General features: G+C 74.1%; 16 protein-coding genes. 4 read left to right on the forward strand and 12 right to left on the reverse strand.

From position 1 onward, the window contains the following. The first annotated feature begins 12 nt into the window (after window positions 1–12). A complete protein-coding gene (locus ACQ1X7_RS06840) occupies window positions 13–1,362 on the forward strand; it encodes an ABC1 kinase family protein (RefSeq protein WP_432477419.1) in 1,350 nt (449 codons plus the stop codon). Between the two features lie 92 nt (window positions 1,363–1,454). Here ACQ1X7_RS06840 and ACQ1X7_RS06845 read toward each other — a convergent pair whose 3' ends face one another. From ACQ1X7_RS06845 to ACQ1X7_RS06860, 4 genes are all read right to left on the reverse strand, one after another. Further along, a complete protein-coding gene (locus ACQ1X7_RS06845; protein WP_432477420.1) occupies window positions 1,455–2,417 on the reverse strand; it encodes a hypothetical protein in 963 nt (320 codons plus the stop codon). A gap of 204 nt (window positions 2,418–2,621) precedes the next feature. After that, complete coding sequence (locus ACQ1X7_RS06850; RefSeq protein WP_432477421.1) at window positions 2,622–3,107, reverse strand: GNAT family N-acetyltransferase; 486 nt, start codon at window positions 3,105–3,107, stop codon at window positions 2,622–2,624. Then, the gene (locus ACQ1X7_RS06855) at window positions 3,104–3,601 is read right to left on the reverse strand and encodes a DinB family protein (protein WP_432477422.1); all 498 of its coding nucleotides are present in this window, start codon (window positions 3,599–3,601) and stop codon (window positions 3,104–3,106) included. Before ACQ1X7_RS06855 ends, ACQ1X7_RS06850 begins: the two co-directional genes overlap by 4 nt. A gap of 23 nt (window positions 3,602–3,624) precedes the next feature. Continuing rightward, window positions 3,625–4,353: a VOC family protein gene (locus tag ACQ1X7_RS06860; RefSeq protein WP_432477423.1), complete on the reverse strand. Its 729-nt coding sequence runs from the start codon at window positions 4,351–4,353 to the stop codon at window positions 3,625–3,627. A 189-nt stretch (window positions 4,354–4,542) separates the two neighbouring features. Here ACQ1X7_RS06860 and ACQ1X7_RS06865 point away from each other — a divergent pair, with 189 nt between their 5' ends. Together ACQ1X7_RS06865 and ACQ1X7_RS06870 are read left to right on the forward strand one after the other, a co-directional pair. Further along, window positions 4,543–5,109, forward strand: coding sequence for a SigE family RNA polymerase sigma factor (locus tag ACQ1X7_RS06865; protein ID WP_432477424.1), 567 nt, complete (start codon window positions 4,543–4,545; stop codon window positions 5,107–5,109). Further along, window positions 5,106–6,263, forward strand: coding sequence for a hypothetical protein (locus tag ACQ1X7_RS06870; protein WP_432477425.1), 1,158 nt, complete (start codon window positions 5,106–5,108; stop codon window positions 6,261–6,263). The genes ACQ1X7_RS06865 and ACQ1X7_RS06870 overlap by 4 nt, the downstream gene beginning before the upstream one ends. A 13-nt stretch (window positions 6,264–6,276) precedes the next feature. Here ACQ1X7_RS06870 and tsaD read toward each other — a convergent pair whose 3' ends face one another. From tsaD to ACQ1X7_RS06905, 7 genes are all read right to left on the reverse strand, one after another. Further along, complete coding sequence (gene tsaD, locus ACQ1X7_RS06875; RefSeq protein ID WP_432477426.1) at window positions 6,277–7,320, reverse strand: tRNA (adenosine(37)-N6)-threonylcarbamoyltransferase complex transferase subunit TsaD; 1,044 nt, start codon at window positions 7,318–7,320, stop codon at window positions 6,277–6,279. Window positions 7,321–7,419: 99 nt separating this feature from the next. After that, window positions 7,420–7,899, reverse strand: coding sequence for a GNAT family N-acetyltransferase (locus tag ACQ1X7_RS06880; protein WP_432477427.1), 480 nt, complete (start codon window positions 7,897–7,899; stop codon window positions 7,420–7,422). Beyond that, window positions 7,896–8,534 carry a tRNA (adenosine(37)-N6)-threonylcarbamoyltransferase complex dimerization subunit type 1 TsaB gene (gene tsaB / locus ACQ1X7_RS06885; RefSeq protein ID WP_432477428.1) on the reverse strand — a complete coding sequence of 213 codons (639 nt, stop codon included), beginning with the start codon at window positions 8,532–8,534 and terminating at the stop codon, window positions 7,896–7,898. The genes ACQ1X7_RS06880 and tsaB overlap by 4 nt, the downstream gene beginning before the upstream one ends. A 10-nt stretch (window positions 8,535–8,544) precedes the next feature. Beyond that, entirely contained in the window at window positions 8,545–9,957 is a 1,413-nt protein-coding gene (tsaE, locus tag ACQ1X7_RS06890) for a tRNA (adenosine(37)-N6)-threonylcarbamoyltransferase complex ATPase subunit type 1 TsaE (protein WP_432477429.1), read from the reverse strand. Beyond that, window positions 9,954–11,000: an alpha/beta fold hydrolase gene (locus tag ACQ1X7_RS06895; protein WP_432477430.1), complete on the reverse strand. Its 1,047-nt coding sequence runs from the start codon at window positions 10,998–11,000 to the stop codon at window positions 9,954–9,956. Before ACQ1X7_RS06895 ends, tsaE begins: the two co-directional genes overlap by 4 nt. After that, the gene (alr, locus tag ACQ1X7_RS06900) at window positions 10,997–12,130 is read right to left on the reverse strand and encodes an alanine racemase (protein ID WP_432477431.1); all 1,134 of its coding nucleotides are present in this window, start codon (window positions 12,128–12,130) and stop codon (window positions 10,997–10,999) included. Before alr ends, ACQ1X7_RS06895 begins: the two co-directional genes overlap by 4 nt. After that, complete coding sequence (locus tag ACQ1X7_RS06905) at window positions 12,127–13,524, reverse strand: NAD(P)H-hydrate epimerase (protein WP_432477432.1); 1,398 nt, start codon at window positions 13,522–13,524, stop codon at window positions 12,127–12,129. The genes alr and ACQ1X7_RS06905 overlap by 4 nt, the downstream gene beginning before the upstream one ends. A gap of 125 nt (window positions 13,525–13,649) precedes the next feature. Here ACQ1X7_RS06905 and ACQ1X7_RS06910 point away from each other — a divergent pair, with 125 nt between their 5' ends. Next, on the forward strand, window positions 13,650–14,564 hold the full coding sequence (locus ACQ1X7_RS06910) for a hypothetical protein (RefSeq protein ID WP_432477433.1): 915 nt from the start codon (window positions 13,650–13,652) through the stop codon (window positions 14,562–14,564). 50 nt (window positions 14,565–14,614) lie between these two features. Here ACQ1X7_RS06910 and ACQ1X7_RS06915 read toward each other — a convergent pair whose 3' ends face one another. Beyond that, a complete protein-coding gene (locus tag ACQ1X7_RS06915) occupies window positions 14,615–14,968 on the reverse strand; it encodes a holo-ACP synthase (RefSeq protein ID WP_432477434.1) in 354 nt (117 codons plus the stop codon).

The raw sequence follows: 14,968 nt of genomic DNA on the forward strand, positions 1-14,968 counted from the left end.
GACAATGGCAGCATGACCGAGCTGCCCCGCAAGGCCGCCGCGCGCACGGCGCGGCTCGCGGCGCTGCCGCTCGGCTACGCCGGGCGGACGGCGATGGGCCTCGGCAAGCGCCTCGGCGGACGGCCCGCCGAGGTCGTGCTGAGCGAGGTGCAGCAGCGCACCGCGGAGCAGCTGTTCCGGACCCTCGGCGAGCTCAAGGGCGGGGCGATGAAGTTCGGCCAGGCCTTGAGCGTGCTCGAGGCCGCGCTGCCCGACGAGGTCGCGGCGCCGTACCGCGACCAGCTGACCCGGCTCCAGGACTCCGCTCCCCCGATGCCGACCGCCACGGTGCGAGAACAGATCGCCGGCTCGCTCGGCGACGACTGGCGCGAGCGGCTGGTCCACCTCGAGGGTGCGCCGTCGGCGGCCGCCTCGATCGGCCAGGTCCATCGCGGCCGCTGGCACGACGCCGTCACCGGCGGTGAGCGTGACGTCGCGGTCAAGGTGCAGTACCCGGGGGCCGGCGACGCACTGATGTCGGACCTGCGCCAGCTCGCCCGCGTGGCCCGCGGCGTCGCCCCGGCGTTCCCGGGCCTCGACATCAAGCCGCTGGTCGAGGAGCTGCAGGCGCGGGCGGCCGACGAGCTCGACTACCACCTCGAGGCCGAGGCGCAGGCGACGTACGCCGAGGCGTTCCGCGACGATCCCGACATCGTCGTGCCGGAGGTGGTCGCGGTCGGTGGCGAGGTGCTGATCACCGAGTGGCTGGAGAGCCCCTACTCGCTCGCCCGGGTCGTGAGCGAGGGCACGCAGGAGGAGCGCGACCACTACGGACAAGTCTTCGTGACCTTCCTGTTCGACGGACCGAGCAGGACCGGGATGCTGCACGCCGACCCCCACCCCGGGAACTTCCGGGTGCTGCCCGGCGCCGACGGCGGCCTCGGGCGGATCGGCGTGCTCGACTTCGGCGCCGTCGCCCGGCTCCCCGAGCAGCGGCTGCCCCGCGCCATGGGCCGGCTCATCCGCATCGCCTCCGAGCGCGGCGCCGACGACCTGGTCGCCGGGCTGCGCGAGGAGGGGTTCATCAAGGAGAACGTGAAGGTCGACCCCGAGGCCGTGCTCGACTACCTCGCGCCGTTCATCGAGCCCGCGCAGTACGACGTGTTCCGCTTCACCCGCTCGTGGATGCGCGAGCAGTTCGAACGGATCAACAACCCCCGCAACCCGTCGTTCACGACCGCCACCAAGCTGAACCTGCCCTCGTCGTACCTGCTGATCCACCGCACCTGGCTGGGCGGCCTCGGCCTGCTGTCCCAGCTCGAGGCCGAGGCGCCGTTCCGGTCGATCATGGAGCAGCACCTGCCGGGGTTCGCGGACGACTGAGGACGGGCGGGGGGGCGTGGGTTTCCCCGGCCGGCCGGGGAAACCGGACCTTTGTGACGGAAGCACCCGTCACGAACCTCAAGATCCGCGCACTAACCTCCGGCACCCACCCACCGCCGCCGGCTCTCCAGGATGCGCCTGATCCGCTGCGCCGTACGGCGCGGATTCGCCAGGTCCTCCCACGTGATGCGGATGCACACCCAGCCGGTGAGCTGACAGATCAACTCTTCGCGTCGCTTCTCCCGCAGCAGGTACTGCTCGAGCGTCTCGCCCTCGCGGCGGAACTTCTCGTACTTGATCCGGCCGTCGAACTCGAGGAACACGCCCTCCCGTCGCCACAGGAAGTCGGCGTACGCGAACACGTGACCCCACTCATCGAGGACGACCTGGGGCTCGGGCCTCGGGAGGCGCTGGGCCCAGCAGAGAAAGAGAGTCCGTGACTCCGCCACGGACTGGATCCTCGGATCGGCGAGCCGCTGGACCACCGTGGTGGTCAAGGTGTCCGGCCAGAACTTCAGCCGCTCCACCTCGTCCGAGAGCTCGGCTTCGGTCAGCTGGCCCGATGCCAGGAGTCCGTTGACCGACACAAGTCCCGCCTCGACACCCGCCATGGTCGTCATCTCCACGGCGCACCGCGGTGCCGCACTGACCGGAATCCCATTGACGATCTCGACGTCACCTGGGCCCAGCGCTCCTCGATGATGGGCCACGCCGGCCTCGCGCCGTCCGGTCTTCCCGTCGAGCCGCGTCAGGTGAACCTGGTCGAGCGGGATTCCCCAGACGGGCGCTCGGCGTTCGATCGCTGCCGAGACATGGGTGGCCACGCTGCCCGGGTGAGCCCGGCGCAGCACGGCACGCACCATGAGCCGATGTCGGTCCTCCGCCGACAGCCCGGCCCAGAACGACCCGTCGACGTAGGCCCCGTGACGTACTCGATGCAGCTCACCGGCACTCACCCTCGATGCGATCTGCCGGTCGGTGAAGCCGTCAGCGATGAGCTCGCTGCGCAGCAGTACGGCAGCGCCCAGCTCGTCGCTCAGCTCGGTCGTTGCCATGCCGCCGAACGATGCCGGACGCGCGCGCAACGCGAAACCGTGGAACGACAGCCTGTGGATGAGCCGACCCGCCGAGCGACGGCTGGCGGCTTCTGCGCCTGGGTTCGCGCGCGAGTCGGTGCGTTCGTGACGGTTGCTGCCGTCACGAACCCCGAGTTTCCCCGGCCGGCCGGGGAAACCGACCCCCCACCCCGCCGACCCACCTCACCCCAGGTCGAGGTACATCACGTGCAGGCCGACGAAGCCGTGGGTGGCGGAGCGGAAGGCGCCGGGGACGGTGCCGACGACCTCGAAGCCCAGCGAGCGCCAGAGCGCGACGGCGGCGATGTTGGTCGCGACGACGGCGTTGAACTGGATGCCGCGGTAGCCCTGCAGCCGGTGCCAGTCCACGGCGTACGCCGCCAGCTGACGGCCCACCCCTCGGCCCCGGGCCGCCTCGGCGACCATGAACGACGCGGTGCCGACGTGGTCGCCGCGGCCGGGGCGGTTGGGACCCATCTTGGCGGTGCCGAGCAGCTCGCCGGCGTCCTCGAGCACGACCGTCTGCCCGGGCGGTCGCTCCAACCACAGCTCGCGGGCCGCGTCGGAGGTCAGGTCGTCGGGGTAGGCGTAGGTCTCGCCGGCGGCGACCGTGTCGCGGAAGATCGGCCAGATCGCCGGCCAGTCCGCCTCGGTCGCGGGCCGGATCACAGGTCCACCGCCCCGTCGATGGACTCCCGGACCAGGTCGGCGTGGCCGCAGTGCCGCGCGTACTCCTCGACCATGTGGACCAGGATCCAGCGCAGGCTCGGTCGGGTGCCGTGCCTCTCGCGGACGGCGAGCGTGTCGAGGCCGCCGGCGTCCAGCACCCGCCGGACCACGGCGTCGGCCTCCGCCACCTCCGTGTCGTGGAGGGCCCGGAGCTCCTCGGGGGTGTCGTCGGCCGCCGACTCGAGGTCCCAGTCGGGCTCGGTCCGCCAGTCGACGGAGGCCCACGGCTCCCCCCGGTCGGCGCCGTCCATGACGTAGCGGAACCAGTAGCCCTCGACGAACGCGAGGTGCTTGAGCAGACCGCCCAGGGTCAGCGTGCTCGGCTCCAGCCGGGTGGCGAGCTGCCCGGCGTCGAGCCCCTCGGTCTGCCGGCGCAGGGTGGCCCGGTAGTAGTCCAGGAAGGACACCAAGGTCGTGGTCTCGTCCGCCGCCATCGGCGGGTCCGTACGCCGGGCCGTCACGACGGCACCCGGTCGGTGACGCAGTAGGCGAGGCCGGCCGGGTCGGCGAGCAGGGTCCAGATGTCGAAGTCGGCGACCCGGGTGGCACCCAGGGCCTCGTGGCGCGCCGCCTCCGCCGCCCGGTCGGTCGTGGACAGGTCGAGGTGGCCGCGCACCTCGCCGCGCGGGTCGTCGAGGCGCTGCAGCAGCAGCCGGGCGCCGTGCCCGTCGACGGGCGTCAGCCAGCGGAACTCGGGGTGGCGGGGCGACGGCTCGAGCCCGCTGCCCGTCAGCTCCTGCCAGAACTCCTGCTCGCGGTCGTACAGCTCGTCGGGGACGTCGATGCACACCTGGTCGACGAGCGAGGTGTGGCCCTCCGGCCAGACGGTCGCCGGAGCCCGCTCCGCCGCCCGGTGCGCGACCGTGCAGAACGGGAAGCCACCGGGCGAGGCCATCACCACGTGGCCCAGGTCAACGACCTCCCGGGCGCCCAGGGCCACCGCCCGGTCGGCCGCCGCCCGCGGGTCGTCGACGTGGAGGTCGACGTGGATCCGCGAGGGCCCGGACCCGAGCCGCTGGAGCCGCAGGTGCGGGTCACCCACCGGCGGCACCAGCGAGACGAACTCGTCGTCCTCCCCGCGCGTGCCGGAGACCGACCAGCCGGTCACGTCGCGCCAGAACGCCAGGCCCGCGTCGTACGCCGCGGGCTCGAGGTCGACGAACCCGCTGACCCAGAACGGGGTCATCCGGCGGGCGCGCAGTCGTGCCCACACCCGTCGCCCGACCCGGTCGGGTGGCCCGAGCCGAGGTCGGCCAGGGCCTCGGAGAGTCGGTCGATCTCCACGGGGATGCTCATGTCGCGAGCATAGGCGCGCCGAATGCAACCCATCACCCGCGGTTTGCGTCTTGGGGGCGATGGAATGGGGGAAGGACCGATGGGTGTGCTCGCAGGGACGGGGGTGGCGGTGGCGAACGACGACGCCGGGACGCTGAGCGCCCGCGACCACGACTTCGCCTCCTACATGCACGCCCGGCAGCCGGGGCTGCTGCGGACGGCGTACCTGCTCACGGGCGACCAGCACACGGCCGAGGACCTCGTGCAGGTCGCCTTCGCCAAGCTCTACCTCGCCTGGGACAAGGTGCACAGCCGCGAGTCGCTGGACGGCTACGTGCGACGGATCCTGGTCAACGAGCACAACTCGTCGTGGCGGCGGCCGTGGAAGCGGCGCGAGCACAGCACCGACGAGCTGCCCGAGGTGCATCACCACGACCGGCACGACGCCGGGACCGGTGCGGAGCTGTGGGCCCTCGTCCAGACGCTCCCGCGCAGGGCTCGCGCCGTGGTGGTGCTGCGCTACTACGAGGAGCTGTCCGAGGCCGAGGTCGCCGAGGTGCTCGGTATCTCCGTCGGCACCGTGAAGTCCCAGGCCAGCCGGGCGCTCAGTGCCCTGCGGGAGCGGGCTCCCGAGAGCCTCGGGCTGCGCGAGGAGGGCCACCGATGAACCACGACGACCTCACCGACCAGCTGCGCGAGCAGCTCCGGGCGCAGGTGGACGGCCTGGCGGGCGCTCCGCTGCCGTTCGAGTCCGTCCGCGGCCGGGCTCACGCCATCCGCCGTACCCGCCGGATCGCGGCCGCCTCCGTGGCGGCGGTGGCGGTGGTCGCGATCGCACTCCCTGTGTCGCTCCTGGGCGACCCCGCGAACCGCGGCGACTCCCCACCCGAGATCGCCGACACCCCCACCCAGGCCGAGGAGCAGGTGCCGCCACCGGCGATCCCGTACGTGGACGGGACGACGCTGACGATGCCCGACGGGACCGAGCGGGAGCTGCCCGCGAGCTACACCACCGTCGCCGTGCTGGGCGAGAAGGTGCTCGGCGTGAGCATCGACCCGCAGGAGAGCACCGCCACGCTGGAGCGCATCGAGGGTGGCGAGGTCACGAGCTCCGAGGAGCTCGCGGACAGTGGGCTGGCCCTCAACCCGGAGGGCACCTCGGTCGCGTACGTGCGCAGCGACGGCGAGCTGGTGGTGGAGTCCGAGGACGACCAGGCCGGGCTCGGCTACCACGGCACGGTCCAGCCCGTCCGCCTGTTCGGGGGCGGCATCTGCGGCGCCGAGGACGGCCAGTGCCTGGTCTTCGTCGACGACGGGCGTACGCCGAAGGTGATCTCCGGCCCTGACGACGTCACCGAGCTGCCCGACGACCCGCTCGCCGTCGAGGACGCCTCGTCGGCCGCCGGGCGGGTGGCGATGCTGATGTCGATCGCCGAGCGCGAGCCGGGGTCCTGCAGCCGCGTGGTGAGCAACGACGGCGCCGTCGGAGAGGTCTTCGAGACCTGCGAGGTCACCCTGTCGCGGTTCTCGCCGGGGGGCGACCACCTGAGCGCCGGACCGGCCTACCAGTCGGGCATCGGTGACAGCTTCGTCGCGATCGTCGACGGGGAGACTGGTGACGAGGTCGCCCGGCACGAGCCGGCCGACGGCTTCGTCGGGGTGTCCGTGTGGGAGGACGCCGAGCACCTGCTCGCGCTCAGCCACGAGTCCGGCGAGTGGAGCGTCGTACGGCTGGGCGTCGACGGGTCCGTCGAGACTGTCCTGGGCCCCGTCGCCGGCGACGAGCTCGAACCCCCGTGGCGGCTGGTCGGGGCGAGCTGACGCCGCAGGCGGCTCAGACGAGCACCTCGGTGACGGGGAGCGAGGAGTCGGCCGGCAGGTCGAGGGCGGACGGCGCGCGGTTCCGCGCCACCATCTCGGCGCCGAGCGCGGCGACCATCGCGCCGTTGTCGGTGCACAGGCCCGGGCGCGGCACCCGGACCCGGATGCCGAGACCGGCAGCGCGCTCCTCGGCCATCGCGCGGAGCCGCGAGTTGGCCGCGACGCCGCCGCCGATCAGCAGGTCGTCGACGCCGTCACTGGCGGCCGCGTCGAGCGCCTTGCGGACCAGCACGTCGCACACCGCCTCCTGGAAGGACGCCGCCACGTCGGCGACCGGGACCGGCTCACCGGACCGCTCCCGCGCCTCCACCCAGCGGGCGACGGCCGTCTTGAGCCCGGAGAAGGAGAAGTCGAAGCGGTGCCGCTCGAGGTCCCTGCGCGAGGTGAGCCCGCGCGGGAAGTCGATCGCGACGGTGTCGCCGTCGCGCGCCACCCGGTCGATGTGCGGGCCGCCGGGGAAGGGCAGTCCGAGCAGCCGGGCGACCTTGTCGAAGGCCTCGCCGGCCGCGTCGTCGATGGTCGCGCCCATCGGGTCGACGTCGCCGGTCACGTCGCCCACCCGGAGCAGGCTGGAGTGGCCGCCGGAGACCAGCAGCGCCAGGCAGGGCTCGGGCAGCGCGCCGTGCTCGAGCTGGTCGACGGCGACGTGGGCGGCGAGGTGGTTGACGCCGTACAGCGGCTTGCCGAGGCCGAGCGCGAGCGCCTTCGCGGAGGCGACGCCGACCAGCAGCGCACCGGCCAGGCCGGGCCCGCTGGTCACCGCGATCGCGTCGACGTCGTGGAGCCGGATCCCGGCCGTGTCGCAGGCCCGCTCGATGGTCGGCACCATCGCCTCGAGGTGGGCCCGGCTGGCGACCTCCGGGACCACGCCGCCGAACCGGGCGTGCTCGTCGACGCTGCTGGCGACCGCGTCGGCCAGCAGCGTGTGGCCGCGCACCACCCCCACGCCGGTCTCGTCGCAGGAGGTCTCGATGCCGAGGACCAGGGGCTCGTCCATGGCCCCCATCATGCCGCCCGCCGCCCGGGCTCGGTTGCGGCCGGTGTCGGTAGTTCAGTGACGAATGGCCCCTTTGTGGTCCGCAAGAGGGGCCACTTCTCACTGGAGTACCCCCGTCTCGGGCTCCCCCGCGAGCGGCAGCTGCATCACGACGGCGGTGGTGCCGTCGCGGTAGTAGCGCGGTCGGCGGGCGAGGGCGACGAAGCCTGAGGCCGCGTAAAAGGCGACCGCGCCGGCGTTGTCCTCCCGGACCTCCAGCAGCAGCCGTCCGGCCCCGTCGGCCGCCGCCCGGCGTACGACGTCGGCGAGCAGCAGGGTGGCCAGCCCGGACCGGCGGTGGCCGGCCTCGACGGCGATCCGCTGCAGCTCGGCCACCTCGCCGACCACGCTGACGACGGCGTACGCGACGACCCGGCCGGCCTCGCGCACCACCCGGTAGTGCACCGTGGGCAGATCGCCCTCGACCCCCTGGGCGACGAGCGTCCGCGACCAGGCATCCGGCCCGAGGGCGGCGACCTCCAGCGCCGTGATCGCCTCCACGTCCTGGGGACCGGCGGCGTCGGTCGCCGGCTGGGTCACGACGCGGGCTTGCGGGGGCCGGGGACGGCGACGTCGGGCCGGCGCAGGTAGAGCGGCTCGGGGTCGCGCAGCTCGGCCCGCTCCTCCACCACGGTCCGCGCCAGCCAGCCGGCGCCGGGCCGGGCGGGACGGCAGGCGTGGGGGAAGTGCTCGGGGTAGAGCACGGCGCCCTCGCCGACGACGAGTCCCTCGGTGGCGAGCACTGCCGGCTTGTCGACGACCGGGCCGTCGAGCCGGTGGCCCTCGGCGTCGTACGACGCCAGGTAGACCTCCTTGCGGCGGGCGTCGGTGGCGACCACGAACTCGCCGATGACCGAGCCGGTGTCGACCGCCTCGACGGCGAGCACGTCGAGGGTGCAGACGCCGTAGACCGGGATCTCCAGCACGAATCCGAGGGTGCGGGCCGTGACCAGCCCGACCCGGAGGCCCGTGAACGGCCCGGGGCCGACCCCGACCGCCACCGCGGTGAGGTCCTGGCGCACCAGCCCGTGGTCCCGCAGCAGCCGGTCGACCAGGGGCGCGAGCTGCTCGCCGTGGCGCATCGGCTGCTCGCTCGTCAGCTCGGCGACGACGTCGTCACCGTCGTGGAGCGCCGCGGTCACGGCCGGCGTGGCGGTGTCGAAGGCGAGCAGCACGGGGCTCAGGCTAGCCCTCGGACGCCGGCGTCCCGACCCCACGGAGCACCCTGACCAGGTGCTCGTCGATGGCCGAGAGGCCGGAGTGCTCCTGGACCGGGTCCCACCAGGCCAGGGCGTCGACGTCGCCACTGGCCTCGAAGCCCGACACCTCGTGCAGCGCGCTCCGGAACACCGCGACCCGCTTGATCCGACGTTCGTGGCCGTACTGGACGGTCGCCACCCCGGCGAGCACCACCTCGCCGGGGTCGCAGCCGGTCGCCGTCCGGAACTGGTCGACGATCGCCCGGCGCGGCGACTCCTGGGGCGCGAGCCGCGCCAGCGGCAGCTCCCACTCGGCGGTGCGCGCGTTGTGGACCAGCAGCACCCGGTCGTCGTGCTCGGGCACGAGCATCGACATGGTCAGGGGTACGTCGCGGTCGAGCCCGCGCAGCTCGTCCTCGGCGCACGCCCAGAAGTCGACGAGCAACGTCTCGTCGGGCTTCTCCGCGAGCGGCGGCCGCACCGGCCCCGGCAGCTCCAGGCCGTACCAGCGCGGACCCACCGGGGTCATCAGCAGCCGACGCGGGTCGAGGTCGACCCGCTCGTCGGCGTGGGCCAGCGCCCGGATGATCCGGACCTCCAGCCGGGACTCCGCAAGCCCCTCCGCGATCCCCTCGCCCCACTCCACGACCGTGACCGCGTCGTCGAGCGAGGTGTCGAGGTCGAGGTCGTCGAGCTCGTCGATGCCGCCGAGGCGGTAGGCGTCGACGTGGACCAGGGCCGGTCCGCCGCTCAGCGGGGGATGCACGCGGGCGATCACGAACGTCGGCGAGGTGATGTCGCCCCGCACGTCGAGCCCCTCGCCGATCCCCTGGGTGAACGTGGTCTTGCCGGCTCCGAGCTCACCGGTCAGCACCACCAGGTCGCCCGCGCGCAGCTGCCCCGCCAAGGACCGCCCGAGCTCGCGCATCGTGTCGGCGTCCGGGACGTCGAACAGGAAGGTGTCGAGGGGTCGGCGCAGCTCGACGTTCGGTTCGTCGCGCAGGACCTCCCGGAAGCCGCGCCGTTCCCAGAACGCCACGGTGCGCGGCAGCTCGGTGCGGGCGACCACGGTGAGGTCGTCGAAGCCCCGCGCCTCCTCGACCGCTGCCGCGATCAGCCGACCCGCGATGCCGTGGCCCTGCAGTCCGGGCAGCACCCCGAACCGGCGCAGGTACATCGTCGAGCCGACCGGGTCGAGCACCAGCCCGCCCACCGGTTCGCCGTGGAGGGTGGCGAGCAGTCCGCCGTGCTTGCCGAGCAAAGCCGACATCGACTCGACCGACTCGGTCAGGGTCGCGGCCGGAGGTTCGAGAGGCGGGCGCGCCTCGAACGCCGCCCGGACGACGGCCAGCAGCGTGGCGGCCTCGTCGGGGCCGATCCGCCGTACGTCGACACTCACCGCTGGTCGACCCGCTCCCCCGCCGCGGCCAGCAGCTGGTCGAGCTCGGCGTTGACCTGCTCGTGCCGCTCGAGGATCACCATGTGCCCGGCGCCCGCGCACTCCAGCAGCCGGGAGCCGGGGATCCGCGACTGGAGCTTCCGGCTGTGGCCGATCGAGGTCAGCCGGTCGTCGGTCCCGCAGATCACCGACACCGGGACGTCGCCGAGGGCCTGCACGGTCTCGAACTTGTCGAGCGTGCCGAAGCTCGGGAAGAACTCGGCGATCACCTCGAACGGGGTCGCCGAGAGCATCTCGTCGACGAACTCGATGTAGCCGGCCGGCACCGCGTCGCCGAAGGCGAACTGGTCGGTGACGACGGTCGCGAGCGGCCGGGTGAGGCGGCGTACGCCGTCGACGGCACGGTGGCCGCGGGCCAGGGTGGCGATGGTGCGCAGCCCGATCATGCTGCCGAGGCCCGACGGGACGAACGGCGCGACCATCCGGTGCGGGTCGAGGCCGCCGGCGGTCGTGGAGACCAGGGCGAGACCGACGACCCGGTCGCCGAACAGCTCCGGGGCCTCCTCGGCCAGCGCCACGATGCTCATGCCGCCCATCGAGTGCCCCACGAGCACCACCGGCCCCTCGCCGACCACCTCGTCGAGGACCTGGTGCAGGTCGCGCGCGAGCTGCTCGATGGTGGCGTGGCCGTCGGTGGAGCGGCCCGAGCGGCCGTGGGAGCGCTGGTCGTAGAAGACGGTCCGCACCAGCCCGCGGTAGGCGGCCCGCTGGAAGTGCCAGCAGTCGAGGTTGAGGGCGTAGCCGTGGACGAACACGACCGTGAGCTCGGAGTCCGGGCACTCGTCGACCTCGACGTGGAGCGGCACCCCGTCTTCGGCGATCACGGTGATCGGGCGCGACCGCAGCGACCCGAACGGCGTCGCGTCGCCGGCGCCGCGGCGGGCGATCACCTTGCGCCGGCGGGCGACGCCGACGGCGGTGCCCGCGATCGCGACGCCCGCGACGGACGCGGCAGCGCCGAACAGCTTGCGCTTCAGGCTCACCTGGAGGTCTCCTCGTCGTTGTAGCGGCGCGCGAACCGACCGCCGATGCGGGTGACGATCTCGTAGCTGATGGTGTCGCAGGCCTCGGCCCAGTCCTGGGCGGTGGGTTCGCCCCACAGCCCGGAGCCGAAGATCCGGACCCGGTCGCCCGCGGAGGGCCGGTCGCCGTCGAGGTCGACGACGAACTGGTCCATGCAGATCCGGCCCCGGACCGGCCGGCGGCGGTCGCCGACCATCACCTCGGCCCGGTTGCCGGCGTGCCGCGGGATGCCGTCGCCGTACCCCACCGGGACGAGGCCGACGGTGGTCGCCTCGTCGGCGTGCCAGGTGTGGCCGTAGGAGACGCCCGCCCCCGCCCCGATCCGCTTCACCATCGCGAGGTCCGCGAACGCGAACATCGCGGGCACCAGCCCGAGGTCGGGGGTGTGGCCCGGCGCGGGATCGAGGCCGTACGACGCGAGGCCGCAGCGCACCAGGTCGAAGCGCGAGCTGGGCCGCAGGATCGCGGCGGCCGAGTTGGCCAGGTGGCGCACCTCCGGCCGCAGCCCGGCCGCCTCGGCGGTCGAGAGCGCGGCGCGGAAGGCGGCCTCCTGGTCGTCGTTGGCGGGGTGGTCGGGCTCGTCGGAGCAGGCGAAGTGCGACCAGATGCCGGTGACGGTCCAGTCGCCGCGCTCCTCGCCCGCCCGGGCCTCCGCCACGACGTCGGGCCAGGTGTCGAGGGGGGCGCCGCCGCGGGAGAGCCCGGTGTCGACCTTGAGCTGCAGCCGCGCCCGGCGCCCGGACGCCCGGACGCCGGCGGTCACCTCGGCGAGCTCGGCGACGGAGTAGGCGGTGACGTCGACGTCGGCGGCGATCGCCGCGGCGTAGTCCTCGCCGGGGACGCCGAGCCAGCACAGCACCCGGCCGGTGTCGCCCGCGGCGCGCAGGTCCAGCGCCTCGTCGATGGTGGCCACCCCGAGCCAGTCCGCGCCGCCCTGGCGGGCCGCGACCGCCGCGGGCACCAGGCCGTGGCCGTAGCCGTCGGCCTTGACCACCGTCATCATCCCGACGCCGGTGTGGGCGCGCAGCACCTCGACGTTGTGGCGGATGAGGGGCAGCTCGACGACGATCTCGGCGCGGGCCCGGGTCATGCCGTGGATTCTTCCATTCCGCCTGCGAGCACCCGGCGGACCGTCTCGGGGAGTGTGGCGGCCACCGCACTCGCGACCAGGGGCCCGCCCCGGGACGCGAGGGTCGCGGCCGCGCCGTGCAGCCAGGAGCCGACGGAGGCGGCGTCGTACGGCGTCATGCCGACGGCGAGCAGCGCGCCGACCAGCCCGCTGAGCACGTCGCCGGCACCGGCCGTGGCCAGCCACGGCACGCCGGTGGTGGTGACGCGGACCCGCCCGTCGGGGTGGACGACCAGGCTGCGGCGGCCCTTGAGGAGGACGACGGCCTGGTGGCGCTCGGCGGCCGCCCGGGCGTGGTGGAGGCCGCGGGCCTCCACGTCCTCGCGGTCGACGCCGCTCATCGCGGCGAGCTCGCCGGCGTGGGGCGTGAGCACCGCCGGGACACCGAGCGGGCCGTGGACGTGGCGCAGCGCGTCGGCGTCCACGACCGTCGGGACAGCGTCGGCGACCGCGGCGGCGAGCTCGTCACCGGCGGCCTCGCCGCCGCCGGAACCGACGGTCCACGCCTGGACCCGGCCCTCGCCGACGACCTCGGGGTGGTGGCGGCGGACGACGTCGGCGACCTCCCCGACGTAGCGGACCATGCCGGCGAGGCCGCAGTCGGCGCCCGACACGCAGAGCAGCGCGGCGCCGGGGTAGGTGGCCGAGCCGGCGCGGACGCCGACCACGCCACGCGTGTACTTGTGGCCGTCGGGCGCGGGCCGCGGCAGCAGGCGTCGTACGTCGGCGGGCTGGAGCGCCTCGATCGGCGGCTCGGGCAGCTCGAGGCCGAGGTCGACGAGGTGCACCACCCCGCACGCGGCCGCCGCGGGGTCGACCAGGAGGCCGGGCTTGTGGGTGCCGAAGGTGACGGTGACGGCCGCCTCCACGTGGGGGCCGTCGAGCTCGCCGGTGTCGACGTCGATCCCGCTGGGGACGTCGACCGCGACGACCGGGACGGCTTCGACCCGGGCGAGGGCCGCGACGGCGTCGGGTCGCAGGCCGGGCCGGCCGCCGATGCCGACGATCCCGTCGACGACGACGTCGGGGCGGGCGACGGCCTCGGGGCCGGCGATCGTCCCGCCGGCGGCCAGGAGGGCGGCCAGGCCCTCCTGGTGGACCGGGTCGGCGAGCAGCCACGCCTCGACGGCCGCGCCGCGCCGCGCGAGTCGGGCGCCGGCGTACAGGGCGTCGCCGCCGTTGTTGCCGGCCCCCACGAGCAGCAGCACCCGGCGGCCGTACCCGCCCCCCAGCAGGTCGAGCACGGCCGCCGCCAGCCCGGCAGCCGCCTGCTGCATGAGCGCGCCCTCCGGCAGCTGCGCCATCCGGGCCGTCTCGGCCACCCGCACCTGCTCGACCGTGTGCGCCTGCCGCATGCCCCTCACCCTAGTTCGCCGCGTGTGCCTGAGGACGCTGCACTGACCGTCCTCAGGCACACGACGCCGAATAGGGCCTGTGGATGACGTCCGCCCGCACCACCGATCACGTACAGGCTGGCCCGATGAGCGACCTCACGCGCCTCCTCGACCGACAGGCCGGCCTGGTCGCGCGTCGCCAGTTGTCGGAGCACGGCGTCCACTGGGACGACGTCCGCACCCACCTCCGCGCACACCGCTGCGTCGTACGCAGCCCACGAGTGGTGAGCACCTTCACCGGTGAGCTCACCGTGGTCCAGCGGCGCTGGCTCGGGGTGCTGCACGCCGGGCCTCGGAGCATGGTGGGCGGACTGACCGCGGCCGAGCACCTCGGCCTACGTCGCTGGGGACGCGACGACGTGACCGTCCTGGTGGACGACGAACTGGCCTTCGAGCCGGTCGAGGGCATCGACTTCTTCCGCTCCCGCCGCTCCTTCGAGCTGCTGGCGCGGCCCGCGTCCGACGGGTTGCCGACCTGCCGGCTGGAGCCGGCCGTCCTCATGTGGGCGGGGTACGACGCCACGCCACGTGCCGCCCACGCGATCCTTGCTGCGGCGGTGCAGCAGCGCCTGACGACCCCGGCGCAGCTGCTCCGCTGGGTCGACCTGCTCCGACCGCTGCGGCGCGCACCGGCGTTCCGGGCGACGCTGCGCGACATCGCGGGTGGGGCTCAGAGCGGAGCCGAGCTCGACGTCGCCCGGATGTGTCGTCGGTTCGGCATCCGTCCGCCCGATCGACAGCGGCCCCGTCTCGACCGGGCCGGGAGGCGCCGCTTCACCGACTGCGAGTGGGAGCTCGCCGACGGCTCGACGCTGGTCCTCGAGGTCGACGGGTCCTTCCACATGGAGGTCGAGCACTGGGGCGCCGACAAGAAGCGGTCGCGTCGGCTGACCACCCGCCACCGGACGGTCGTCGGCTGCACGGCCTACGAGGTCAGACACGAGCCGGAGGAGGTGGCCCGGGACCTGCTGTCGCTCGGCGTACCCGCCGCGTGTGCCTGAGCACGGCGGATCCGCCGTTGTCAGGCACACGCGACGAACAGGCGGGGCCCTCAGGACTCCAGGACCACCACGGCGGAGGCGATGCCGGCGTCGTGGGAGAGCGAGAGGTGGGTGGACCGTACGCCGAGCTCGGCGGCCCGGTCGGCGACGCTGCCGCGGATCGTGAACAGCGGGCGGCCGGAGTCCTCCGAGACCACCTCGGCGTCGTGCCAGCCCAGCCCGACAGGGGCGCCCAGGGCCTTGGCGAGCGCCTCCTTCGCGGCGAAGCGGGCCGCCAGCGACGCCGGCGGCAGCCCGGCCTCGGCCGGGGTGAACAGCCGGTCGCGCAGACCCGTGGTGCGCGCGAGCGAGGCCATGAACCGCTCGATGTCGACCACGTCGATGCCGACCCCGATGACGCCCAC

It is taken from the genome of Nocardioides sp. GXQ0305, from assembly GCF_050880345.1.
Taxonomy (GTDB): Bacteria; Actinomycetota; Actinomycetes; order Propionibacteriales; family Nocardioidaceae; genus Nocardioides.